The following is a 26517-nucleotide window of genomic DNA, read 5'->3' as shown; positions in this document are numbered from 1 at the left end:
ATTAAATGAAAGCCTTTTACAGACTGTTTTATTACATATCCATCGTGCTGACCAGTATTTTGGCAGGAGTTACCATTGCGGGTGCTTTCGTAGGCAATGCCGCACCGGATAGTTTCAAATTTATGCCTTTCATCGGTTTGATACTGCCGATACTTTTATTGGCTAATCTTGCTTCTGCTATCTACTGGACGATTCGTTGGCGGTGCTGGGTTTTCATCCCTCTGATTGCTATATTCAGCAATTGGGGATATATGAGCTGTGTATTACAATCGCCTTTTTTCAGTCCGGCTTCGTCACCGATGGTTAAAATGAATGTATATACTCCGGGAGTGTTGACGGTTGCTACTTACAACGTCGATGCCTTTAACCACGAGCATACCGGCTACTCATGCAAGGAGATTGCTTCTTACATGAGAAATCTGCAAGCAGATATTCTCTGTTTTCAAGAATTTGGCATTAACGATGAGTTTGGCATCGATAGTATATCCGCAGCTCTTTCTAATTGGCCGTATCACTATATTCCTTCTTCGCCCGAAGGGAAGAATCTGTTGCAACTGGCTGTTTTCAGCCGTTATCCTATCAAGGAGGAGCATCTTATCATCTATCCTGATTCGAAAAATTGCAGTCTTGCATGTGATATTGAAATCAATGGTCGCACCATCCGCCTGTTCAACAATCATCTCCAAACAACAGAAGTAAGCCAGAATAAACGCAAACTGGAAAAGGGACTTCGTACGGATGATTCCCAAAGAGTGGAACATGCTACCCTGGGACTTATCGACGGCTTACACGAGAATTTCCGGAAACGGGCCGTACAAGCTGATCTTCTCAAGCAACTGATAGCCGCCTCCCCCTATCCTACTCTAGTCTGCGGTGACTTTAACTCTCTGCCGTCTTCGTATGTTTATCATACTATAAAAGGTGATAAGTTGCAGGATGGTTTTCAGAGGAGCGGGCATGGGTATATGTATACTTTCAAGTACTTCAAGCATCTGTTGAGAATCGACTATATTCTCCATTCACCGGAACTGAATAGCACGGATTACTTCTCGCCGGATCTTAATTATAGCGATCATAATCCGGTGGTGATGAGGATGAAATAAAAAAGATGCTCCGTTTATTGAACGAAGCATCTTTTTATATAAATATTCTAGAATGTAAACTTAACGCCTAACTGCATCTGCCATGCACTACCTGTAGAAGCAGTATAATCCCATTTAGAATTTTTCTGGAACACCTCGCGAGAAGATGCATTCATCTGATAAGTAAGAGGTTCTCCTACCTTACTTGCTGTTTTTAACAACCTTACATTATCATAACTCTGCAAACCGCAAGAGCGATAAGCCCCCCACTTCGAATTTAATAAGTTACCAATATTCAACATATCAAGACTTACTTGAATACCGTACTTACGGCTACCAATCTTAGCATAAAAATCCTGTGCTATCTTCATGTCAAAACGGTGAATCCACGGTTCTAAAGAAGAAGCACGTTCTACATACTGCCCCTTGTGATCATTCAAATAAGAGTCATTATTTACATAGTTCCAAAAATCTTCTTGTTGGTCTACCGCCGAATAAGTCACATTATTTTGTTTATCTTTAATATCCACAAATGTCATTTCTTCTTTAGAAGCAGGCACATACATCAAATCGGAATAGTTTCCGTCACCGTTCATATCATTAGAATAGGTATAAGAAAAACGTCCTTGTTGGTAACCTGTATAGAACAAAGAAACAGTCGTTTTCATATTCGCATAAGCAACTTCATAAGAAGCATTAGCTATCAAACGATGCGGGGTAGAAAATAAAGAATAAGAGACACCCGGATCATTCAATGAATTAACTGCAACATTATTCTGCCATACTGAAGCCGCCGATGAACCTGGATTTGCCGTCATATCTTTAGCCATTGTATAAGTGTACCCAAATGAACCTGTAAAGCCAAAATCAAATTTCTTCGTTAATACTGCATTAAAAGAATATTGATAACCTTTTTCATCCCCATTAGTCAACTGTATAACGGTTTTCGTCTTAGGATTGTCATAGTAATTATTCTTAGTCCAATATACACGTCCCGGTTGTTCATTATAGGTTCCAGAAGGGGCCTTTTCGTTCATATTCTTCTGAACAACATTATATATATCACGTGTATACATAGCACCAACAGAAAGCATAAATCCATAAGGTAACTGAAACTCTGCATTTACATTACTACGCCAAACTTGAGGCATTTTAAAATTCGGATCCACATAAGCTATAGCACCGGGGACCTCATTTCCCGGAGTTGATGGAAACATATCCGGATTTTGGGTAAGAGTTTCTTTATAATTTGGATTAAAAGCAAAGTTTGCCGGTAATTCCGAAGTCTCAAATTCGACCATATTTTGCATCTGACCTGCATTTGTCGGTTGGTTAGTGAACCATACAAATGGTAATAACCCTGTAAACAAGCCTGTACCTCCAGTCAAAACAATAGAACGGTCACCTTTTATATCCCAATTAAATCCTAAACGAGGAGATATTAACAATTTACTTTTCGGCCATTCGGATACGTCAACATTCGTTCCATTAAATGACTGTTCTTTGATAGCCGCATTCCCTAACAAATCATCAAAATATAACGGTAAATCAAAGCGTAATCCATATGTCAATTTTAAATTAGGTGTAATAGAATATTCATCTTGTGCATAAGCTCCCAACATACCAAATGTCAGTTCAGCTCCCGGAGCGTCTTTTCCATTATATCCATAAGTAATGCCATACAGCATCGGTTTTTCTCCCGTCATAAAATCGTCCATTGAAGCATAACGATAATATCCATAAGGAGCACGTAAATATGAATTCATGAAATACTGTCTTTCAAATGTTGCACCGGCAGTTATCAAATGGTTTCCTTTATTAATAGTTACATTGTCAGTAACACTAAATACATTATTCTCGACATCATTAAAAGGAGTAAACAATTCTGTACCCAATGTCATATACTGCTTACCGTCCTTGTAAATATCAACCATTGGAAACGCATCTCCCTTAGTTGTACGAGAATCTCGGATATGGGTATAAGTCACTAATAATTTGTTTTGTACTGAAGAAGAAAAATTGCTATTCAACTCACCGGAAAGAGACGTTACAATATTTCTAAAACCATAGTTGGAATTTCCAAATGCAAATGCATCAACCCCATAACGGTTTGAATTAGCTTTAGTGATTACCGAAGAAGTTGAACTAATACTAGCATCATTTTCTGATTTCACTGTGTTAAAACGTAATGACAGTTTATGACTTTTATTAATATTCCAATCCAAACGAGCCATAAGCTTCCAATTTTTACTCTCGAAATCATCAAATTTATCATAACTTCCCGGATCATATCCATATTTATCCTTTACAAAATCACTTATTGTCTTCAAATCCTTTATCCAAGTTCTAGAAATATGATTTTGATTATCCCCACTTCCACCTTCTTCTTGACTAGGAGTCCACAAAATACCAGGGCTAGTACTATTTTCTAATTCTCCATTTACAAAAAAGAATAGTTTATTTTTTATTATCGGAGCTCCTAATGTAAAGCCATACAAACTGGATTTATAACTTTCCACATTAGGAACGTCAACATCGTTAATAGATTTTCCTATAAAATTCTTTGGTTTCTGATATGTATAAACTGTTCCCTTTAATTCGTTTGTACCACTCTTGGTTACAGCATTAATAGAAGCTCCCGTAAAATTGGAATACGTAACACTATAAGGAGAAACATTAACGCTAATTTCATCAATTGCATCAAGTGAAATAGGCTGCGCATCTCCACCCGGCAAATTATTAGTACTCAAACCAAAATTATTGTTCAAAGCTGCACCATCCACAGTTATTGTATTATAACGTCCATCACGTCCGGCAAAAGAATTACTGCCACCCGCATAAGGAGAAAGTTTAGTAAAGTCAGTAATACTACGATTAATAGTAGGCAATGTCGTTAACTGACGCTCACTCACATTCGTTACAGTCCCCATCTTCTCTACTGTTTTCTGTGCTGTTACTATAACTTCATCCAATAATTCAGAACTTTCCTTTAAAACTACATTTAAAGTGTATACTTCTCCTAACGATAAATTTACACCTTTATAAATAGCAGTCTGATAACCAACATAAGAAACTTCAACTTTGTAAGGACCACCGGTACGCATACCTTGCAAATTAAATTGACCACTGATATTAGTCACTGTACCATAACGTGTACCTGACGGCTCGTGGATTGCAACCACAGTCGCTCCAATGATAGGTTCATCTTGTGCTGTAACCTTACCACTCATACTAGAAGTGGTAACCTGCGCACTAACGGTAGCAATGACCATGAGCATCGCCGCTACTAAAAAAGATCGCATTCTCTTTAACATAAATGTAGTTGATTAGTTAATATAAATTGTTTGCTTTTAAAAACTGTGCACAAATATAATTAATAATATTTAGAACTACATTACGATTATACTACAATTTTTTAAGAGAGATAAACGTTTTCCCTTGTTATAAAACGATAAAGGCTCTACAATATTTGCAGAGCCTTTTATTTTGAAACAGAAAGCATTATAAATGCTTCAATCTATTACTTTATACTAGTCAGTCATTAACTTTCTATAACGAACGCGTTTTGGTTCTTCATTTCCCAAACGTTTCATTTTGTTTTCTTCATATTCTGAATATGAACCTTCGAAGTAGAATACATTGGAGTCTCCTTCAAAAGCAAGGATATGTGTACAGATACGGTCGAGGAACCAACGGTCGTGCGAGATAACTACTGCACAGCCGGCGAAATCTTCCAAACCTTCTTCCAAAGCACGCAGAGTGTTTACGTCGATATCATTGGTAGGCTCATCGAGCAACAGTACATTACCTTCTTCTTTCAAAGCCATCGCCAAGTGTAAACGGTTTCTTTCACCACCGGACAGTACGCCGCAGAGTTTTTCCTGATCGCCTCCGGAGAAATTGAAACGGGAAAGATATGCACGCGCATTCACGTCACGTCCACCCATGCGGATCAACTCATTACCACCGGAAATTACCTGATATACGCTCTTATTCGGATCAATATCTCTGTGTTGCTGGTCTACATACGCCACCTTTACAGTCTCTCCTACTTCAAATTCTCCTTTATCCACTGTTTCCAATCCCATAATCAGGCGGAACAATGTCGTCTTTCCCGCACCATTAGGACCAATCACACCGACAATACCATTAGGAGGAAGCATAAAGTTCAAATCGTCAAACAACAATTTATCACCGTATGCTTTAGCCACATGTTTGGCTTCAATGACCTTATTACCCAGACGGGGACCATTCGGAATAAAGATTTCAAGTTTCTCTTCTTTCTCCTTCACGTCCTCATTCAGCAATTTGTCATAAGAGTTAAGACGTGCCTTACCTTTCGCCTGACGGGCTTTCGGAGCCATGCGTACCCATTCCAACTCACGTTCCAGTGTTTTACGACGTTTGCTGGCGGTCTTTTCTTCCATTTCCATACGTTTGGTCTTCTGTTCCAGCCAGGAAGAGTAGTTACCTTTCCAGGGGATACCTTCACCACGATCCAATTCAAGAATCCATCCGGCAACGTGATCGAGGAAGTAACGGTCGTGCGTCACAGCAATAACCGTACCTTCATATTGTTGTAGATGTTGTTCCAACCAGTCGATAGACTCTGCATCCAAGTGGTTGGTAGGTTCGTCCAGCAAAAGCACATCCGGTTTCTGCAGCAACAAACGGCAAAGAGCTACCCGGCGACGTTCACCTCCGGAGAGATTTTCTACCGGCTGATCTTCAGGCGGACAACGGAGAGCATCCATCGCACGCTCCAACTTGCTATCCAGATTCCATGCATCAGTTGCATCAATGATATCTTGCAATTCACCCTGGCGAGCGAAAAGAGCATCCATCTTATCCTGATCCTCATAATACTCCGGCAAACCGAATTTCTGATTGATTTCTTCGTATTCTGTCAGTGCGTCAACAATGGGTTGCACACCTTCCATCACTACTTCTTTTACTGTCTTTGTGTTGTCTAAATAAGGTTCCTGTGCCAAATACCCCACGGAATATCCCGGAGAAAACACGACTTCTCCCTGAAAGGATTTCTCCAAACCGGCGATGATCTTCAATAACGTTGATTTACCAGAACCGTTCAAACCGATAATACCGATTTTCGCTCCATAGAAAAACGACAGGTAAATGTCTTTCAGCACATTCTTATTAGGAGTGAATGCTTTGCTCACTCCTACCATTGAGAAGATAATTTTTTTATCGTCAGCAGCCATAATGTATGATTATATATTGTTGATAATGGCACAAAGATAAGAAAAATGTTTGAATTATTTTGGAGTTATAAAAAAATGTTCTACCTTTGCACCCGCATTCGAAAGAAAGCACTGTAGGACTGATTCGCTAGCTCAGCAGGTAGAGCACAACACTTTTAATGTTGGGGTCCTGGGTTCGAGCCCCAGGCGGATCACAAAACACAAAATTAATCCCTTGATAATCAGTCGTTATCAAGGGATTTTTCTTTTAATAGTCTTCGCATATACTTATTCAACAAGCATAGAGCGACACGGCAATTCGATTATAAAAGTAGTACCTATCCCCAGTTGGGAATCGACTAATATCCACCCGTTCATCTTCTCGACGATCAGTTTGCAGATAGGTAAGCCCAGACCGGCCCCTTGAGCAAAGGAATCCAATTTCTCAAACCTTTCGAATATCTTTTCAAGCATATTCTGCGGGATGCCCCGACCGGTATCTTTAACACCGATTCTGACAGATTGGTGGTCTACCTCATAGAAGACTTCCACATGTCCGGTGGTAGTGTTCTTTAAGGCATTCGAAAGGAAATTACTCAAGATCTGTTTGATACGCAATTTGTCCAGTTCTACCAGAGAATCATGTGCCGGATAGTTAGTCAGAAGTTCAACGCCGGATGGTACTTGATGAACATACTCCGCTACACTCTCGTCAAGAAGCTCGGTAAGGTTAACCCAGTCCGGACGCAATTCCAGATAACCGGATTCTATTTTAGAAAGATCAATTACATCATTAATCAGATTTAATAATAGTTTGTTGTTATGTCCAATCAGAGAATTATATAGTTCCTTTTCCGCTGCATTTTCCGTACTAGTCAACAGGCTTGAAAAGCCGACAATAGCATTTAAAGGAGTACGGATTTCATGACTCATATTAGCCAGGAAAGCAGACTTTAACCGATCGGACGCTTCAGCTTTATCACGTGCCTTGACAAGCATTTCTTCTGTCCTTTTCAGTTCTGTGATATCATAATTGATGCTGATAATTTCGATAATCCGGTCCTGCGGGGCATATTTCTTTACTAACAGATTGACATGCGTCCATGTGTATGTGCCATCCTCCCTAAGAACACGCATCTCTTTGCTAAGTTTGGTAGTAAGTCCCTTTCGTGCGTCGTCCAAAAACCGAATCAACAAGGCACGGTCATCAGGGTGGAAATGCCGGTATGTGCCAAAGATGTCGGACAACGGAGTTTCATCCGCTTCACCCACATTTCTGTACCAGCTTTTTTGGGCATAGCCGTGTCCACTCAAAATATTGAAATGAGCATAACCGACCTTGGCATAATCACCGACCAATTCAAAAAACTCCTCAAACTCCTGAATCTTATTATAGGCTACCGTTGTTTCTGTCTTATCCGCATTAATCAATAGATAGTTTATTGGCTGATGCTCACTATTATATAATGTAGTCACTTTAGTCATCAGATCAATCGTACCCTGTTTTTGGGTATTCTGATAATACGATCCGACCTTCGAGAAGTCATAACGGAAAGTAAAGTCGGCGTCTTCATTTTTCTTCAGCCGTTCTTTCATTTCTTTCGGAAAAATAGGATTATCAAAAATATTGATACCCAATACGTCTTCTTTCTTCTCTATATGAAACATTTCTAATTCCTTATCGTTCAGATCCACCAATACCCCATCCATATCGTATAATTCGATACCAATAGGCAAATACTTGAAAATGTTAGATAAGAGACGCTCACTGTATTGCAAAGCTTGGTAAGCAGATGCCATATCAGGACCATCTTGCACTTCAGATATACCATAGACGATTTCGTTTCCGTCTTCATCCGTTTCTTGAAAGCATACCTTGCTACGTACCCAAACAGATCCTTTCACCGTATCAAGCAAATACACCACCTCCGGCCGTTGATACACACCATAAGAATGAACAGTTGTAGAAAGTTGTTCCTCTTTCTGAATACGTTTATTGAAATCTTCAAAACTAATAACTCCGGTCTGATCCAGACCTAATAACTCTACTATAAAGTCAGAACATTCATAATTCGCAGTTGATAAATTGGCTTTCCACCATCCCATATTAGCGTTAGCCATCAACTGCGAGAAAAAGGTAAAATCTTGTAGTCTATTCATAACGCTATTTATCATTTTATTATTTTTCGGGCGCAAAAATATAGATTAGCGACAAATCTAACTTTCAGAAAGACACTTTTTTAGCATATTATAAGAAGATTATTTGTGATTAAACTAAAAAATTTCCGGTTGAAACTTTCTCTAAAAGAGATTATTTCAACCGGAAATTTTACAATCGTCAAGTTCCTTATTTTACTTTTTCAAGGACTGATAAACAGCTTTTGCCATCACTTTAGCCCCTTCTTCATTCGGATGGATCTTATCCGGAAACAATTGGGGCATTCCGTCCATTGCTGCGTGAAGATCGATGACAGACAAGTTATTTTTCTTGGCAACCTTCTTTATCATCGGAATGATTTGTTTAGAGATGATATCATCGTTGATATTATCACCGGTCTGATAGGCTTTAGAAGGATAACAAAGATAAATCTTCGGTTGAGCTGGCAGCGCTTTGAAAGCATCGACCATTGTTTGCAGATCTTTCGTGAAGTCGGCCTTATATTTCCAGTTGAATGATTTACTGTCATTCGTACCCAACTTGATAACAACGATATTAGGATTGAAAGCCAGCGCATCCTGATAAGCTTTTTCATTCATATAAGGATGATCGCCCTTGTTCAGCAGAGTGCGGGCACTGACTCCGAAATTCTTTACCCAATAAGCCTCTCCCAACATACGGCTCAACACGGCCGGATAACTGTCACGATCACGATTCTTGATACGTGCTCCATACGTAATACTATTTCCAATGCAAGCTACACGGATAGCATCTTTATGAGGAACTTTGAAACTACGGAGCCAAGACGTCAGTTCGTCCAACATTTCATTCTTATAGAGGAAACCCTCGCGAATTCCCCATCCATGTCCGCCGGAAGGGTAAATATGAAGTACCGAAGGAACATTGTTCTTGTTCAGCGCCAAATAATAATTAACTCCGTTAGCAGGCGGAACGACTTTATCATCATCACTATATACGATAAAAGCACGCGGTGTATCTTTCGTCACTTGCTTTTCATTAGAATATTCAAGTTCCAATTCAGCAGAAGCATCTTTTCCCAAAAGGTTGTCGTGAGAGCCCCTATGGGTATAAGATTTATCCATCGTAATCACAGGATAAAAAAGAATCTGAAAGTTCGGACGAAGTTCGGGCTTAGCATGAGTGGCAATGGTAGAAGCCAGATGTCCACCGGCAGAAGAGCCCATGATACCAATGTCATTCGGGTTCAAATTCCAGACATTGGCACTGTCACGCACCAATTTCATTGCTGCTTCAGCATCCGAAATGGGTAATGTACGATCACCGTTCGGCATCCGGTATTTTAGCACAATCAATGCAATACCTTGTTTATTGAAATAGGGCGCCCAATCACAGCCTTCGTGTTCGAATGCCAAATGTGAATATCCACCTCCCGGACACGCAACCACAGCACGTCCTGTAGCCAGTTCCGGCGCAGGAAGAAATACGCGAAGTGAAGGTTGTTCAATATCAAAAGGTTTCGGAGCATTTTGCGCTACCACTCGTGAACCAGCAAAAAAGAGAAGCAGCAAGATAAAAATAGTAGAGAATTTCTGTTTCATAGTATCTATGTACTTTGATTAATGAATAATTAGATGCGCGAAGATAGTAATTTTGCGTATCTTTGCAGCTCATTTTGATTAGAAAAATTATATGCAAGGAATAAAGAATCTGACACAAGGTCCTATCAATCGTCAACTATTTAATCTGGCAATGCCGATCATGGCAACGTCGTTTATCCAAATGGCATATAGCCTCACTGATATGGCGTGGGTAGGAAGACTGGGAAGTGAAGCCGTAGCCGCCATCGGTTCTGTCGGAATCCTGACCTGGATGTCCGGTTCTATCTCCTTATTAAATAAGGTGGGATCTGAAGTGAGTGTCGGACAATCCATCGGTGCGCAAAGCCAGGAAGATGCCCGCAGTTTCGCGTCTCATAACATCACGATTGCTTTGATTATTTCCATCTGTTGGGGCACACTCCTTTTTATATTTGCAGAACCTATCATACGCATCTATGAACTCGAGGATCATATTACGGCCAATGCCATCCAATATCTGCGGATTGTTTCTACCGGATTACCTTTTGTCTTCCTCTCCGCCGCCTTCACCGGAATTTATAATGCGGCAGGGCGCAGTAAAGTCCCGTTCTTTATCAGCGGCACAGGATTGATACTGAACATCATTCTGGACCCACTCTTCATTTTCGGTTTCGGGCTGGGAACCAATGGTGCGGCATACGCTACCTGGATTGCGGAAGCAAGTGTTTTCCTGATTTTCGTCTATCAGTTGCGTTGCCGGGATGCCCTACTTGGCGGCTTCCCTTTCTTCACGCAGCTAAAGAAAAAATATACACGGAGAATCTTTAAACTGGGATTGCCCGTGGCTACTTTGAATACGCTATTTGCTTTCGTCAATATGTTCCTTTGCCGCACCGCCTCGGAACAGGGAGGACACATCGGACTAATGACTTTCACCACCGGAGGGCAAATTGAAGCAATCACCTGGAATACCTCACAGGGATTCTCCACCGCACTAAGTGCCTTCATCGCCCAAAACTACGCCGCCGGACGAGTGGAACGGGTACTTAGAGCCTGGTATACGACTTTATGGATGACGGGAATCTTCGGAACATTCTGTACATTGCTATTCGTGTTCTTCGGGAATGAAGTTTTTGCCATATTCGTCCCCGAACAGGCGGCCTACGAAGCCGGAGGTGTGTTCCTCCGTATCGACGGATATTCGCAGCTTTTTATGATGCTCGAAATCACCATGCAGGGAGTATTCTACGGCATCGGACGCACCATCCCTCCTGCCATTATCAGCATCAGTTGCAACTATATGCGTATTCCGCTTGCCATCCTGTTTGTACGGATGGGCATGGGAGTGGAAGGAATCTGGTGGGCAGTCTGCATCACTACGGTTGCCAAAGGGTTAATTCTTTTGAGTTGGTTCATTATTATTAAAAAGAAGTGTTTGAGTATTCCTTCAACGATAAAAGGATAATTATCATTTCCCTTTATTAACAAACAAAGGGGCTCTTCCGAGTTATTTTAACTTAAAAAGTACACGCTTGCCAAATAATATGTATCTTTGCATTGTTATTAATAATGCGAAGTGATTCGTATAAAAACATTTTTTATAAACCAATTAAAAAACATCAACATTATGAACAAGATGAAATTTATGGTTCTCTTCATGAGTATTGCCATGATATTTGGTAGCTGTGGAAGTATGAACAACACTGGTAAAGGTGCTGCTATCGGTGGTGGTTCGGGTGCTGCACTAGGTGCGATCCTGGGAGGTGTTATCGGTAAAGGTAAAGGTGCTGCTATCGGTGCTGCTATTGGTACGGCAGTAGGTGCAGGTACAGGTGCTCTTATCGGTAAGAAGATGGACAAAGCAGCAGCAGAAGCAAAACAAATTGAAGGCGCACAAGTAGAACAGATAACAGACAACAACGGATTGCAAGCCGTGAAAGTAACATTCGACTCGGGTATTCTTTTCACTACCGGTAATGCAAATCTAAGTGCTGCTGCTAAATCTGCTTTAAGCAAGTTTGCCAACAATGTGCTCAACCAGAACCGGGATATGGACGTGTCTATCTACGGATATACCGACAACCAGGGCTGGAAGAACAGTACTGCTGCACAAAGCCAGCAAAAGAACCTGAACTTATCACAAGAACGTGCACAGAGTGTATCCAGTTACTTGTTGAGTTGCGGTGTTTCCACCAATCAGATCAAGAGTGTACAGGGAATGGGTGAAAGCGATCCCGTTGCAAGCAATGACACTGCTGCCGGTCGCGAACAAAACCGTCGTGTAGAAGTATACATGTACGCAAGTGAGCAAATGATTAAAGATGCACAAGCAGCCGCTAATTAAAAAATTACTGCGCTATACGCGCAACCTGCTGATTTTCTTCTTTGCATCAACACTACTGGCAGTGATTATTTATCGTTTTATGCCGGTTTATGTAACTCCGTTGATGGTTATCCGAAGCGTTCAGCAAGTTTTTTCAGGAGATAAACCCACGTGGAAGCACACGTGGGTTTCTTTTGATAAGATATCTCCCAACCTGCCGATGGCGGTCATAGCCTCCGAAGACAACCGTTTTGCCGAACACAACGGGTTCGACCTCGTAGAAATCAAGAAAGCGATGAAAGAAAACGAAACACGCAAACGGAAACGGGGAGCAAGCACCATCAGTCAGCAGACAGCCAAGAATGTGTTCTTATGGCCGCAATCGTCGTGGGTACGCAAAGGGCTCGAAGTCTACTTTACGTTTCTCATCGAACTCTTCTGGTCGAAAGAGCGAATCATGGAAGTCTATCTCAACTCTATAGAAATGGGAAATGGCATCTACGGCGCACAAGCAACCGCAAAAAATAAGTTCGGAACAACAGCCGACAAACTGACCCGGGGACAATGTGCACTCATCGCCGCCACCCTCCCCAACCCGATACGATTTAACTCGGCGAAACCTTCGTCATACATACTAAAACGACAAAGTCAGATATTACGGCTAATGAATCTAGTTCCTAAATTCCCACCGGAAGAGAAGGCCGTTGAAAAGAAAAAAAGCAAAAAAAAGAAAAGCAAATAACAAGAAAGAATTTATAACCTAGTTTAATTTACGATTAGACGAATAGGTGATTTACGATTAAGTTATAAAAAAGGAAGGAGCAATGAGAATCTATCTTTTTGCTCCTTCTGCTAATAAGCTTGTTTGTATGCGTTATCCTCATTTATACAAAATCTTTCAATTCCTGTTGTAAACGTTGACGTGTGAAGAATATGCGGCTCTTCACTGTGCCTAATGGTAATCCTAGTTTCTCTGCGATTTCGCGGTATTTAAAACCAGATACGTGCATAGAGAAAGGAATCTTATACTCCCGGGGGAGTGCGTTGACGATGCGGTGCATTTCTTTCAGGTCGTAAGCACCTTCCGTACTTTCAAATCCTGAATCTTGTGGCAGATTTAAGTGATAATAATTATCGGTTGTGTCAACAAAAGTTTGATCGCGTACTATTTTACGGTAGTTATTTATAAAGATGTTACGCATGATAGTGTACATCCATCCTTTGAAATTTGTATCCGGAACATATTTCTCCTCATTGTCTAATGCTTTTAAAGATGTTTCCTGCAATAAGTCATTTGCTTCTTCACGGTTGGCCGTCAATTTATAAGCAAAACGAAGCAACTCTTCCTGTACTCCAATTAAATCTTTTCTGAAACTTAAACTTTTCATACTTTAATGGTTTTATGGTTAATATTCGTTTTTCTCGATGTTTGCAAGTTTAAAGGTATTTTGCTTATCAAGCAGGGTAGAATCCGTTATTTTTTAGGGGGACATTCTATCAAATGACAGATTTCAGGTGCTTTCTGATAGTTTTTAGGTGGTATTTGCGAAATTTATCCCCTACTGCTTGGTTAAAAGAACCAAATAGATTACTTTTGATTTTATATTATTAAATAAAACAAAAAGCTATGACCATACTTATTATTGTAGGGATTATTGTATTGCTGGGCATCATTTTTGCTTCCATGTACAACTCATTAGTGAAATTGAGAAACAATCGTGAAAACGCGTTCGCCGACATCGATGTACAATTGAAACAACGCCATGATCTCATTCCCCAACTGGTAGACACCGTGAAAGGATATGCCGCACACGAAAAGGAAACGCTCGAACGGGTGATTCAGGCACGTAACGGTGCAGTGGGCGCAAAAACGATTGATGATAAGATAGCTGCCGAAAACCAGTTAAGCTCTGCTCTTGCAGGATTGAAAATCACTCTCGAGGCTTATCCCGATTTGAAAGCTAATCAGAATTTCCTGCAATTACAGGAAGAAATTGCTGATGTAGAGAATAAACTGGCTGCTGTCCGCCGTTACTTCAACTCGGCAACTAAAGAATATAATAACGCCGTACAGACATTCCCATCGAATATAGTAGCAGGAATGACCGGATTCCAAAGAGAAATCATGTTCGACCTGGGGAAGAATGAACGTGCGAATCTGGATCAGGCACCTAAAATAAGTTTCTAAACTCTTTATTCACACCGTCCACTCAATTACAAAAGTTGAACACGCATGCAATACGTCGGAATCCAAACACAGCAGAGCCGGAATAATCTGCGCTCTGCGTTTCTACTGTTCCTGTTTCCCTGTCTCGTGGCAGCACTCCTCTATTTATCCTGCTATCTGTTGGTTCTTTTTGGATACGGAAAGAGTATGGAAATAGAAATAATGCCAATGGTCAATCATTTCTTTCTCTCTTCGTTGCCATACACCATGGGAATCGTAATCATCTGGTTTCTGATTGCCTACTGGGCCAACACAAGCATTATCAATTCTGCCACCGGTTCCAAACCGCTGGATCGTATAGAGAATAAGCGCGTTTACAACCTGGTAGAAAACCTATGCATGTCGCAAGGCATGAAGATGCCGAAAATCAATATCATCTATGACAGTTCTCTGAATGCATTTGCAAGCGGCATCAATGAACGTACATACACTGTTACCCTCTCGGAAGGTATCATCAAAAAACTGAATGATGAAGAACTGGAAGCAGTGATTGCGCATGAGCTAAGTCATATCCGCAACCGTGACGTGCGCTTGCTGATAATATCCATCGTCTTTGTCGGTATCTTCTCCATGCTGACAGAAATCACATTATATACCATCACGCACATACGTGTACGCAGCAACAGCAAAGGTAGTGGCGGTATTTTTCTTTTCATTCTACTCGCTTTAGTGATAGCCGCCATCGGTTATCTTTTCTCAAGTCTGATGCGTTTTGCCATTTCACGCAAACGCGAATACATGGCAGACGCGGGATCGGCAGAAATGACAAAGAATCCGTTGGCACTGGCCAGCGCTCTCCGCAAAATATCGGCAGATCCTGCCATCGAGGCAGTAGAAAGGAAAGACGTGGCGCAATTATTTATACAGAATCCTAAAAAGAAATCGAAAAGTATATTCAGCGGAATCAACGGATTGTTTGCCACTCATCCTCCCATTGAAAAACGAATTGAAATACTGGAACAGTTCTAAAAGCCTGTTCTAATTTTCTTCCCAAGCGTTTTTATTCAAAAGTTGATTATGCCCTTAATTGGTCTAAACTTATAAATAACAGGGATTTCTGTTTAATTTTCATTAAAGGAAACAGAACTATCCCTGTCTTTTTCTTATATTTGGTTGTTATACATATATACATCAACCTAAATACAACTGATATGAGAACGAAGAAACAAATCTTTATGCTATTACTAGCTTTGCTAGTGGGCATCCCTACCCTTTCGGCTCAAAGTAAAAAGGAAAAGAAAGAACAGAAGAAAGAAGCCGTAAAGAAGCTGGTTGAATCTGAAAACTACAAGATAGATGTCAACACCGCCATGCCAATGCGCGGACGCTCCATCCCTTTGACATCTTCCTACTCACTGGAAATCAGAAACGATTCGGTCATTTCTTATCTGCCTTATTATGGACGGGCTTACAGCATCCCCTATGGCGGAGGCGACGGGCTAAATTTTAAAGCTGTGCTCAAAGAATACAGTATGGAAATGGATAAGAAAGGAAATGCCGTCATCGAGTTTATCGCACGCAATCCCGAAGACAGGTATGAATACAGAGTCAAAGTATTCCCCAATGGTTCGGCAAGCATTGATGTCAATATGCAAAACCGTCAGTCCATTAGTTTTCAGGGGGAGCTGTATATAAAGGAAGAGAAGTAAGAAACAAAAACAAGTAAGAGAAACGGGCTAAATAATTTTGTATTATTAGGCGTGGATTGCACGGATTACACGGTTGTTAGAATGATGATTACCATACAGCGACCGTGTAATCCGTGCCTAATTTTATAATATAAACTATTAAGATAATATACTTATTAGCTATCCGATAGAAACAAGATGAATACATTCACTCGGGCAGTATCTTTTTTATTCTTCCGGCTCTTCCCCACCTTTTAATATAGGCAGGCAAATGTGATATTTTACAGCTAAGATGCGAGTCAGAAATACGGCTGATCCGCCAATCAACTGACAAGCGTAGGACTCCATACCTGCGAGATCGCAAATCCAATATGCAATACCGCCTACGACGCAAGCCATTGCGTAAATCTCCTTTCGGAAGATAAGAGGTATTTCATTGATAAATACGTCACGAATCACCCCACCGGCTGCTCCCGTAATGCTACCCATGATAATCGCCACCCAAAAAGGATACCCCAGAGCAATGCTCTTGCCTACACCTACCACGGTAAACAGTGCCAGACCGATGGTATCAAAAATGAAGAAAGTATTATTGAGCCGGATGAGCCAGCGTCCGAAACAGATGACCCATAACAAAGCCAGTCCTGTACAAATCAGATAGATAGGGTCAGTCATCCATCCCGGTGTCACGTCGAGCAGTACATCACGGATGGTACCGCCGCCGATAGCCGTAGCAAGTCCTACCACATAAGCGCCGAACCAGTCGAAACGTTTCGCCGAAGCTAGTCGGATACCACTAATAGCAAAGGCAAATGTGCCTATAAAATCAAGAATTTGAACGAATGTGGGCATATATTTGTTATTTTGTATGCAAAGTAACGAATAAATTCCGTAAGAAAATGTACTTTTGCTTCACGAATTAAACCGAATTAGGTAGAAACAATATGAAAATAACAATTGTTGCGGGGGCACGCCCCAATTTTATGAAGATAGCTCCCATTACACGCGCTATTGAAGCCGCACGGGCGCTGGGTAAAAGTATCTCTTACCGACTGGTTTATACCGGGAGGAAAGACGATACGAGTCTGGATGCTTCTCTCTTTTCGGATCTCGACATGAAAGCTCCTGATGTATATCTGGGAGTGGAAAGCAGTAATCCAACGAGTTTGACAGCCGGAATCATGGTAGCCTTTGAACAAGAACTGACGGAGAATCCGGCACACGTAGTCCTTGTGGTAGACGACTTGACCGCAACCATGAGTTGTGCCATCGTTGCCAAGAAACAAGGTATCAAGGTAGCACATCTCGTAGCCGGAACCCGTTCTTTCGATATGAAAATGCCGAAAGAAGTCAACCGTATGATTACAGACGGACTATCCGACTATCTGTTCACAGCCGGCATGGTTGCCAACCGCAACCTGAACCAGACGGGAACGGAAAGCGAAAACGTATACTATGTAGGTAACATTCTGATTGATGCCATCCGCTATAACCGGAACCGCTTGCTCAAACCGATATGGTTCTCCGTCTTGGGACTGCAAGAAGGAAATTATCTCCTATTTACTCTCAACCGTCGTGTATTACTCGGCAATAAGGAGAATCTGCGTCAGTTGATGAAAACAATCATCGACAAGTCCGCCGGTATGCCTATCGTTGCACCGCTACATACCTACGTACGTAATGCCATTAAAGAGTTGGACATCGAAGCTCCGAATCTCCATATCATGCCGCCGCAAAACTACCTGTTCTTCGGTTATCTGATAAACAAGGCGAAAGGAATCATAACAGATTCGGGAAACGTAGCCGAAGAAGCGACCTTCCTGGGTATTCCTTGTATCACACTCAACACGTATGCCGAACATCCGGAAACGTGGCGCATGGGAACCAACGAACTTGTCGGAGAAGATCCTGCCCTGCTTGCCAAAACCATGGATACACTGATGCACGGTGAATGGAAACGTGGCGAACTTCCCGAACGTTGGGACGGACGTACCGCAGAGCGTATTGTACAGATACTTACGAGCAAATAACATTTACCCGGCATGTTCCATTCCGTTTCCCGGCATGGGACTGTTAGTTTCACGCCTTGAAACTAATAGTTTCACACCGAGAAACAAAGTGTTTCACACCGAGAAACCAACAGTTTCATGCCGGGAAACAAAAAGTTTCAAGGGTCGAAACAAAAAGTACCCTACAACGGGAGCAAAGGTTTCAAATACCGAAACCGGGAGAACGAAATGCGGAAACGGCCTTATCAAAAGGATTAACAGCGGGATGTTCCTTGAATTATCGGACGATATATGCTTGTAAACAACAAAAAACGATGGGTAAAAAAAGTTATATATTCTGTTATCCTTAGAGTTATTTGTTAACTTTGCAGCCCTACTACGAACGTTATGATACAACGATATAACAAAATACTTATACTGTTCTTACTCGTATTGGTAGCTTCCAATGCTTTTGCGCAGCAAATTAAAGGGGTAGTCACTGATTCGATTACCCACGAGCCATTGATGTATATCTCTGTTTACTACCAGGAAAAGAGAGATATGGGTACCATCACCAATATTGACGGAGAATACAGTCTTGAAACCCGCAGAAACGGAGGAACACTGGTGTTCTCCGCTGTAGGTTATATCAGTAAAACGGTTCGGGTTGGTTCCAACAATCAGACAGTGAACGTTAAGTTAGCTCCGGATAATGTGCTCCTGAACGAGGTTGTCGTGAAACCTCAAAAGGAGAAATATTCCCGCAAAAACAATCCGGCAGTGGAATTCATGAAGAAGGTAATCGAACACAAAAAGGCACAAGTCCTCGAAGTGAACGAGTACTATCAGTACGACAAGTACGAGAAGATGAAAATGTCTATCAACGACCTCACACCGGAAAAACTTGAAAAAGGTATCTACAAAAAATATTCATTCTTAAGAGACCAAGTGGAAGTGTCGGAAACAACCAATAAGTTGATTCTCCCTATTTCCGTACAGGAAACGTCCTCGCAAACCATCTACCGCAAAAATCCCGAAAACAAGAAAACGATTATCAAAGGAAAGAACTCCAATGGTATAGAAGAATTTTTCTCTACGGGAGATATGCTCGGCACCGTACTGAAAGACGTATTTGCCGACATCAATATCTACGATGATGATATCCGGTTGCTTCAGCAGCGTTTCGTCAGTCCGATCGGTAACAATGCCATCTCATTTTATAAATATTATCTGATGGACACATTGATGGTAAACAAACGCGAATGTGTCCACCTCACTTTTGTTCCGCAAAACTCACAGGACTTCGGATTCACCGGCCATCTGTATGTATTGAATGATTCTACATACGCCGTTCAGAAATGCACGATGAACCTGCCTAAAAAAACCGGAGTCAACTTTGTCAACCGCATGGACATCACGCAACAGTATGAGCAACTGCCCAACGGCAACTGGGTGTTGGCGGATGATGACATGACCGTAGACCTTTCCTGGAATTCCAATAAAACAGCAGGTGGGTTGCAGGTGGAACGAACCACGAAATATAGTAACTATAAATTCGATCCTATTGAACAACGACTGTTCCGGTTGAAAGGCAGCGTAATAAAAGAAGCGGATATGCTCTCGAAAAGCGATGAGTACTGGGCGAGTGTCCGTCAAGTACCATTGACAAAGAAAGAAAGTTCGATGGACGTATTCGTCAACCGTCTCGAACAGATTCCGGGATTCAAATACATCATCTTCGGAGCGAAAGCACTGATTGAGAACTTTGTAGAGACAGGAAGCAAAGAGCATCCGAGCAAAGTGGACATCGGCCCTATCAACACCATGATTTCGAGCAATTACATTGATGGTACCCGTTTCCGGTTGAGCGGTATGACTACGGCTCATTTCGACAAGCACTGGTTCTTGAGCGGATACGGAGCGTACGGTCTGAAAGACGAACGCTGGAAATATAGCGGAACGGTGACTTATTCATTCAACAAACGCGATTATGTGGTTTGGGAGTTCCCGAAACATTATCTTTCGGCAACGTACAGTTATGATGTAATGTCTCCGATGGACAAATTCCTGTTTACGGATAAAGATAATATCTTCTTGTCAGTCAAGACAACGACAGTAGACCAAATGTCGTATATGCGCGACGCCACCATTAATTATGAACTCGAAACGCTGACCGGATTCGGAGTGAAAGCCATGTTGCGCCACCGTAACGACGAGCCTACCGGCAAACTGGAATACCTGCGTAATGATGCCGCACAAACCCGTGTGCACGATGTCACGACTTCCGAAGCAAGTCTGACGCTGCGCTATGCGCCGGGCGAATCATTTGTCAATTCCAAGCAACGCCGCGTGCCTGTGTCGCTGGACGCTCCTATCTTTACGCTCACTCATGCCATGGGTTTCAAAGGCGTATTGGGTGGGGATTACAACTTTAACCGTACGGAAGCAAGTGTGTGGAAACGTTTCTGGCTCCCGGCTTCCTGGGGAAAGATTGATTGCAGCGTGAAAGCAGGTGCAGAATGGAACACAGTTCCTTTCCCGTTGTTAATCCTGCCGGAAGCCAACTTGTCCTACATCACCCAGCGCGAAACGTTCAACTTGATTAATAACATGGAATTCCTGAACGACCGTTATGCTTCCATGTCATTATCCTACGACATGAATGGAAAACTCTTCAACCGTATTCCTCTTATCAAGAACCTGAAATGGAGGGAAATGTTCCGTGTACGTGCTTTGTGGGGAACATTGACGGACAAGAACAATCCATTCAAGAGCAACAATCCCGATTTGTTCCGTTTCCCGACACGCGACGGTAAGTTCACCAGTTTCGTGATGGACCCGAAAGTGCCGTATGTCGAAGCAAGTGTAGGTATCTACAACATTTTCAAGTTGCTGCACGTTGAGTATGTACATCGTTTCACTTATCGTGATAATCCGGGTATCAACAAAAACGGTATCCGCTTCATGGTATTAATGGTATTCTAAAAAATTATGCAACCACTAGCAGAACGGTTACGGCCAAAGACTTTGGATGATTATATCGGTCAGAAACATTTAGTTGGACCGGGGGCTATCTTGCGGAAAATGATTGACGCAGGACGCATCTCTTCGTTTATTCTCTGGGGACCTCCCGGAGTGGGTAAAACAACCCTTGCGCAAATCATTGCCAACAAACTGGAAACACCTTTCTATACGTTAAGTGCCGTGACTTCCGGTGTGAAGGATGTGCGCGAAGTGATAGAACGTGCCAAGAGCAACCGCTTCTTTTCACAGTCCAGCCCGATTCTGTTTATCGATGAAATCCATCGGTTCAGCAAGTCGCAGCAGGATTCTCTGTTGGGAGCGGTAGAGAACGGAACAGTCACGCTGATTGGCGCAACAACGGAGAATCCGTCGTTTGAGGTCATCCGCCCTCTCCTGTCCCGCTGCCAGCTTTATGTGCTCAAATCTTTGGAGAAAGAAGATTTATTGGAACTTCTGCAACGTGCCATCACCACGGATGCCGTATTGAAAGAGCGCAAAATTGAATTGAAAGAAACAACCGCCATGTTGCGTTTTTCCGGTGGAGACGCCCGCAAGCTGCTTAATATATTGGAACTCGTTGTGCAATCGGAAACGGAAGAGACTGTCGTCATCACCGATGAAATGGTGACCGAACGGTTGCAACAAAATCCGCTGGCATACGACAAGGATGGGGAAATGCATTATGACATTATCTCCGCTTTCATCAAGTCTATTCGTGGCAGTGATCCCGACGGAGCGATCTACTGGCTGGCCCGTATGGTGGAAGGAGGCGAAGATCCTGCTTTCATTGCCCGCCGACTGGTGATTTCGGCCGCCGAGGACATTGGTTTGGCAAACCCGAACGCACTGCTTCTCGCTAACGCCTGCTTTGAAACATTGATGAAAATCGGCTGGCCCGAAGGACGGATTCCTTTAGCTGAAACAACGATTTATCTGGCTACCAGTCCGAAGAGTAATTCGGCATACAGCGCGATCAATGACGCACTGGAGTTAGTCCGTTCAACCGGCAATCTGCCTGTCCCCTTGCATCTGCGCAATGCTCCGACCAAACTGATGAAGCAACTGGGCTACGGACAGGAATATAAATATGCACACAGCTATGAAGGTAACTTTGTCAAACAGCAATTCCTCCCGGACGAACTGAAAGACAAACGGATATGGCAACCGCAAAACAATCCGGCAGAGCAGAAGCATGCCGAACGGATGATACAGTTGTGGGGAGACAAATTCAAAAAATGATATTTTTCAGACACGGATTACGCAGATGCTTTATGCAAAGCATATTTTTAGAAAACGTGAAATCCGTATAATCCGTGCCTATAATATCAATATGTTGTTAAGAAAACACGTATAACTTATTATTAATATTGAAATTGAAATGAAGATTGTAGTTTTAGACGGCTATGCCGCCAATCCCGGAGATTTATCCTGGGAAGGTATGAAAGTTCTTGGAGAATGTACAATTTATGATCGTACAGCTCCGGAAGAGGTATTAGAACGTGCAGCCGGTGCAGAAGCAATTCTGACTAACAAGGTAATCATCAATGCAGACCACATGGCTGCACTGCCCGAACTGAAATATATCGGTGTATTGGCCACCGGATACAACGTGGTAGACACAGCTGCTGCCAAAGAACGGGGAATCATCGTTACTAATATTCCTTCATACAGCACCGCTTCCGTTGCTCAAATGGTATTTTCGCATATCCTGAACATCACTCAACAAGTGCAACACCACTCCGAAGAAGTGCACAAAGGCCGTTGGACAAACAACAAGGATTTCTGTTTTTGGGACACTCCGTTGATGGAACTGCGCGAGAAGAAAATCGGTCTGGTAGGACTGGGAAACACCGGATATACCACAGCGCGTGTTGCTATCGGTTTCGGTATGCAAGTGTACGCATTGACTTCTAAATCTCACTTCCAATTGCCACCGGAAATCAAGAAGATGGATTTGGATCAATTGTTCAGCGAATGCGATATTATCAGTTTGCACTGCCCGCTTACACCGGATACACGCGAAATGGTGAATGCACGCCGTCTTGCCATGATGAAGCCGACAGCCATCTTAATCAATACCGGTCGCGGACCGCTTATCAACGAACAAGATCTTGCAGATGCTTTGAACAGCGGTAAGATTTATGCAGCCGGCGTAGACGTGCTTTCTACCGAACCGCCTTGTGCCGATAATCCATTGCTGACAGCAAAGAACTGCTACATCACTCCGCACATTGCCTGGGCAACCATAGAGGCTCGCGAACGTCTGATGAATATTGCAATCAGCAATCTTCAGGCTTACATTTCTGGCAAACCGGAGAATGTAGTCAATAAATAATTAGCATTAGTGTAATTCATAACGAGGGTGTCATAATGCCCGAAGTGTTTAGGCACACACGTTAAGTATAAAATATATAAAAAGCTCCCCTTATTTTATCTCTCTACCATGACTTAGAGTGATGTTAAATAAGGGGAGTTTATTTGTTCCGACTAGAATCTCTATTTCGAAATTCTATATGGACAAAGTATGAGTGTATGGACAAAGTTATTAGTACACAGACAAAAGACTAATATACAAATGATATATTAGTATGAGTGTCCTCCTTCATCCATTTCTTTCTCGGTAATCTTATGCCGGTCGATACTACGCCAAGCGTAGAAAATATAAGCAATCACAAACGGAACAAGAATGGAAACATAAGCCATTGTCTTCAGTGTAAATTCACTGGAGCAGCTATTGGCTAATGTCAATGAGCTTTGCAGGTCGGTGTATGACGGATAATAGGCAGTGTTGTTGTACCCTGTTACCAGTAGCAAAGATAAAACAGTCAGCACCGTACCGATTCCTGCAAACCAGATACCTTTATCAAAAGTCTTTTTAAGCAATGTCTTTCCGATACCGAAAAGAACCAATACCACCCCAATCAGGAATAAAGCCAGCACTACCGGCATCTCGATAAAGTTTGTGAGATACTTGTATGGCTGCATATAAATCTCCTGTGTTTCCGGGTTAACGGCAAAGCCTTCGGATACCAGTGTACGAATGACAAACGACAAAAAGAATACAAGGAACAAGACTGTGTTATTGCGTACTGCACGACGACATTTGTCGGTCAGTTCTTTGTCATCAATATTATTAATGAAATAGAGTGCTCCCAATACACGAGCAAGGAAGAAGACAGCCAATCCGAGAATTACATTCCAGATATTCGTCAACGCATCCAATCCGTGCCAGCCATTTCCCCAATGACTGATTACCGGCATAATAGTGTCTGTCATATTGGCCTTATTAATATAGAAATCAGAACCGGTGAAGAAAGTAGCCACCGCCCCGCCAAGTAACACAGGACCCACTACCCCATTAATCACCAAGAAAGTCTGATATGTCTTTTTACCTAACAGATTTCCTGCCTTACTCTGAAACTCATAACTGACAGCCTGCAATACAAAACTGAAAAGTATAATCATCCAAAGCCAATAAGCACCACCGAAACTGGTACTGTAGAACAACGGGAAAGAAGCAAAGAAAGCTCCTCCAAACGTCACCAACGTAGTAAACGTAAACTCCCACTTACGCCCGGTAGAATTCACCATCATCTTACGATGCTCTTCGGTTTTACCCAGACAGAACAATAATGAATTACCTCCCTGCACAAACAATAAGAACACGAGTATGGCCCCCAGCAAGGAAACGACAAGCCACCAATATTGTTGCAAAAATATATACATAAGTTTCAAGTATTAAGTAATAAGTATTAAGTATTATGCGTCCGGTCCTTTCTTGATAGCTTTCACCATAATTCCGACACCTGCAATCAGCATCACTGTAAACAGGAGCAGGAAGATAAAGAACGTAGTTTGCACGGAGCTTACATCCAGTTTGGAGATAGCAGCCATCGTAGGCAACATATCGCGGATAGCCCACGGCTGACGACCACATTCGGCAACCACCCATCCGGCTTGTCCGGCGATGTAACCCAAAGGAATTGTCAGCAGAGCAATCCAGTGCATCCAGCGCATCTTACTCAAATCCTTTTTATAGATAAAGAAAAGAACGACTATAAAGAACAGGATGAAATATCCGCCCAAGATTACCATTATACGGAATGCGTAGAAGTTGAGAGGAACATTCGGAACCAGTTGGTTCACGTCTTTGATATATCCGTAGCCAAAATAGGGAATATTTTCCTGCAATACATTATATGCAATCTTCGCATCTTCCTCGTGTCCGGCACTCTTTGCTGCACGATAGGCGGCCAATGCGCCGATAGCCGTTTTACCACGTTCGATCTTCTCGGCAGCAGAGAGAGCCTTCGATCCGTCTTTCAACTGATACCCACCTTCGATGATATTCGTAATGCCCGGAACATAGCCGTCCACATTACGCTCGGCAAGGAAAGAAAGCATACTTGGGATTTCAAAACGGAAGAGGAAAGGATCTTTTCCATCGTTGTAAGTCTTCTTTTCAGGATTCAATACTCCTATTCCGACCAGACCGACATTCGTTCCGCCTTCATACAGACCTTCCACTGCTGCCAGTTTCATCGGTTGTGTCTGGGCAATCTGATAACCGGAACCATCACCCGTCCAAACAGAAAGCAACGATGCTACCAATCCGAAGATTGCACCAATCTTGATGCTGGCCAGCGCAAACTCACGATTACGTTTCTTCAGCAAGTACCAACAACTGATACCGACCACAAAAATAGCACCCAACACCCAGCCGGATAATACCGTGTGGAAGAACTTATTGACTGCTACAGGCGAGGTAGCCACCGCCCAAAAATCAACCATCTCATTACGGACAGTGTCAGGATTGAATTCCATGCCTACCGGATGCTGCATCCATGCGTTGGCAACGAGAATCCACCAGGCGGAAATCGTAGCTCCCAATCCCGTCAGCCAGGTGGAAGCCAAGTGGAAACGTTTACTTACTTTTCCCCATCCGAAGAACATGACCGCAATAAACGTAGCTTCCATAAAGAATGCCAAAATACCTTCAATAGCCAACGGAGCACCGAAGATATCCCCTACAAACCACGAATAATTGCTCCAGTTCGTACCGAATTCAAACTCCAGAATCAAACCCGTTGCCACACCGATGGCAAAGTTAATACCGAAAAGTTTCATCCAAAACTGGGCAGTCTTTTTCCAAAATTCGTTGCCTGTTTTATAATACAGCGTCTCCATGATTCCCATCACCACTGCCAGTCCGAGTGTGAGGGGAACAAAAATCCAGTGGTACATGGCTGTCATCGCAAATTGGGCTCTCGACCAATCGATCAGCGAGGTGTCAATACTTTCAATCATAATCCTATGTAGTTTAAGAG

19 protein-coding genes and 1 tRNA gene are annotated in these 26517 nt (G+C 42.4%); 12 read left to right on the top strand and 8 right to left on the bottom strand.

Annotated elements, in window-relative coordinates; translation table 11 throughout:
• Positions 1 to 5 precede the first annotated feature (5 nt).
• Positions 6 to 1103 carry an endonuclease/exonuclease/phosphatase family protein gene (locus DW173_RS13295; protein ID WP_120144556.1) on the top strand — a complete coding sequence of 366 codons (1098 nt, stop codon included), beginning with the start codon at positions 6 to 8 and terminating at the stop codon, positions 1101 to 1103.
• A 47-nt stretch (positions 1104 to 1150) separates the two neighbouring features.
• On the opposite strand, the gene DW173_RS13290 is transcribed toward DW173_RS13295, so the two are convergent.
• Both DW173_RS13290 and ettA read right to left on the bottom strand, forming a co-directional pair.
• Positions 1151 to 4396: a TonB-dependent receptor domain-containing protein gene (locus tag DW173_RS13290; RefSeq protein ID WP_004311593.1), complete on the bottom strand. Its 3246-nt coding sequence runs from the start codon at positions 4394 to 4396 to the stop codon at positions 1151 to 1153.
• Positions 4397 to 4612: 216 nt separating this feature from the next.
• Positions 4613 to 6304 carry an energy-dependent translational throttle protein EttA gene (ettA, locus tag DW173_RS13285; RefSeq protein WP_004311592.1) on the bottom strand — a complete coding sequence of 564 codons (1692 nt, stop codon included), beginning with the start codon at positions 6302 to 6304 and terminating at the stop codon, positions 4613 to 4615.
• Between the two features lie 121 nt (positions 6305 to 6425).
• Between ettA and DW173_RS13280 the strand changes: the two genes are divergently transcribed.
• Positions 6426 to 6498 (top strand) — tRNA-Lys (locus tag DW173_RS13280).
• Between the two features lie 73 nt (positions 6499 to 6571).
• On the opposite strand, the gene DW173_RS13275 is transcribed toward DW173_RS13280, so the two are convergent.
• Positions 6572 to 8443, bottom strand: coding sequence for a PAS domain-containing sensor histidine kinase (locus DW173_RS13275; protein ID WP_120144555.1), 1872 nt, complete (start codon positions 8441 to 8443; stop codon positions 6572 to 6574).
• A gap of 192 nt (positions 8444 to 8635) precedes the next feature.
• Positions 8636 to 10021, bottom strand: coding sequence for a GDSL-type esterase/lipase family protein (locus DW173_RS13270; protein WP_004315933.1), 1386 nt, complete (start codon positions 10019 to 10021; stop codon positions 8636 to 8638).
• A gap of 91 nt (positions 10022 to 10112) precedes the next feature.
• Here DW173_RS13270 and DW173_RS13265 point away from each other — a divergent pair, with 91 nt between their 5' ends.
• From DW173_RS13265 to mtgA, 3 genes are all read left to right on the top strand, one after another.
• Positions 10113 to 11465, top strand: coding sequence for an MATE family efflux transporter (locus DW173_RS13265; protein ID WP_087321895.1), 1353 nt, complete (start codon positions 10113 to 10115; stop codon positions 11463 to 11465).
• 162 nt (positions 11466 to 11627) lie between these two features.
• Entirely contained in the window at positions 11628 to 12344 is a 717-nt protein-coding gene (locus tag DW173_RS13260) for an OmpA family protein (protein ID WP_004306354.1), read from the top strand.
• Positions 12322 to 13065, top strand: coding sequence for a monofunctional biosynthetic peptidoglycan transglycosylase (mtgA, locus tag DW173_RS13255; RefSeq protein WP_004326929.1), 744 nt, complete (start codon positions 12322 to 12324; stop codon positions 13063 to 13065). Before DW173_RS13260 ends, mtgA begins: the two co-directional genes overlap by 23 nt.
• A 142-nt stretch (positions 13066 to 13207) precedes the next feature.
• Here mtgA and DW173_RS13250 read toward each other — a convergent pair whose 3' ends face one another.
• Complete coding sequence (locus DW173_RS13250; RefSeq protein WP_004300346.1) at positions 13208 to 13711, bottom strand: RNA polymerase sigma factor; 504 nt, start codon at positions 13709 to 13711, stop codon at positions 13208 to 13210.
• A gap of 239 nt (positions 13712 to 13950) precedes the next feature.
• Here DW173_RS13250 and DW173_RS13245 point away from each other — a divergent pair, with 239 nt between their 5' ends.
• From DW173_RS13245 to DW173_RS13235, 3 genes are all read left to right on the top strand, one after another.
• Positions 13951 to 14511, top strand: a complete 561-nt coding sequence (locus DW173_RS13245) for a LemA family protein (RefSeq protein ID WP_120144554.1) — start codon at positions 13951 to 13953, stop codon at positions 14509 to 14511.
• A gap of 45 nt (positions 14512 to 14556) precedes the next feature.
• On the top strand, positions 14557 to 15519 hold the full coding sequence (locus tag DW173_RS13240; protein WP_008643886.1) for a M48 family metallopeptidase: 963 nt from the start codon (positions 14557 to 14559) through the stop codon (positions 15517 to 15519).
• A gap of 182 nt (positions 15520 to 15701) precedes the next feature.
• Positions 15702 to 16199: a DUF4251 domain-containing protein gene (locus tag DW173_RS13235; protein ID WP_120144553.1), complete on the top strand. Its 498-nt coding sequence runs from the start codon at positions 15702 to 15704 to the stop codon at positions 16197 to 16199.
• 207 nt (positions 16200 to 16406) lie between these two features.
• Here DW173_RS13235 and DW173_RS13230 read toward each other — a convergent pair whose 3' ends face one another.
• Positions 16407 to 17030, bottom strand: a complete 624-nt coding sequence (locus DW173_RS13230; RefSeq protein ID WP_004311582.1) for a trimeric intracellular cation channel family protein — start codon at positions 17028 to 17030, stop codon at positions 16407 to 16409.
• Between the two features lie 92 nt (positions 17031 to 17122).
• Here DW173_RS13230 and wecB point away from each other — a divergent pair, with 92 nt between their 5' ends.
• The 4 genes from wecB to DW173_RS13205 all read left to right on the top strand — a co-directional run bounded on the left by wecB (position 17123) and on the right by DW173_RS13205 (position 23525).
• Entirely contained in the window at positions 17123 to 18208 is a 1086-nt protein-coding gene (gene wecB, locus DW173_RS13225) for a non-hydrolyzing UDP-N-acetylglucosamine 2-epimerase (protein ID WP_004311581.1), read from the top strand.
• A gap of 366 nt (positions 18209 to 18574) precedes the next feature.
• Positions 18575 to 21151, top strand: a complete 2577-nt coding sequence (locus DW173_RS13215) for a DUF5686 and carboxypeptidase-like regulatory domain-containing protein (RefSeq protein WP_120144551.1) — start codon at positions 18575 to 18577, stop codon at positions 21149 to 21151.
• Positions 21152 to 21157: 6 nt separating this feature from the next.
• The gene (locus tag DW173_RS13210; protein ID WP_004316871.1) at positions 21158 to 22429 is read left to right on the top strand and encodes a replication-associated recombination protein A; all 1272 of its coding nucleotides are present in this window, start codon (positions 21158 to 21160) and stop codon (positions 22427 to 22429) included.
• Positions 22430 to 22568: 139 nt separating this feature from the next.
• On the top strand, positions 22569 to 23525 hold the full coding sequence (locus DW173_RS13205) for a D-2-hydroxyacid dehydrogenase (RefSeq protein WP_008022092.1): 957 nt from the start codon (positions 22569 to 22571) through the stop codon (positions 23523 to 23525).
• A gap of 248 nt (positions 23526 to 23773) precedes the next feature.
• Here DW173_RS13205 and cydB read toward each other — a convergent pair whose 3' ends face one another.
• The gene (gene cydB, locus DW173_RS13200) at positions 23774 to 24916 is read right to left on the bottom strand and encodes a cytochrome d ubiquinol oxidase subunit II (RefSeq protein WP_087318342.1); all 1143 of its coding nucleotides are present in this window, start codon (positions 24914 to 24916) and stop codon (positions 23774 to 23776) included.
• Between the two features lie 33 nt (positions 24917 to 24949).
• Complete coding sequence (locus DW173_RS13195) at positions 24950 to 26497, bottom strand: cytochrome ubiquinol oxidase subunit I (protein WP_004313358.1); 1548 nt, start codon at positions 26495 to 26497, stop codon at positions 24950 to 24952.
• Between the last annotated feature and the right edge of the window lie 20 nt (positions 26498 to 26517).

This window comes from Bacteroides sp. AM16-13, assembly GCF_003602705.1.
Lineage (GTDB): Bacteria > Bacteroidota > Bacteroidia > Bacteroidales > Bacteroidaceae > Bacteroides > Bacteroides xylanisolvens.
This window is presented reverse-complemented; position numbering and strand designations above follow the sequence as displayed.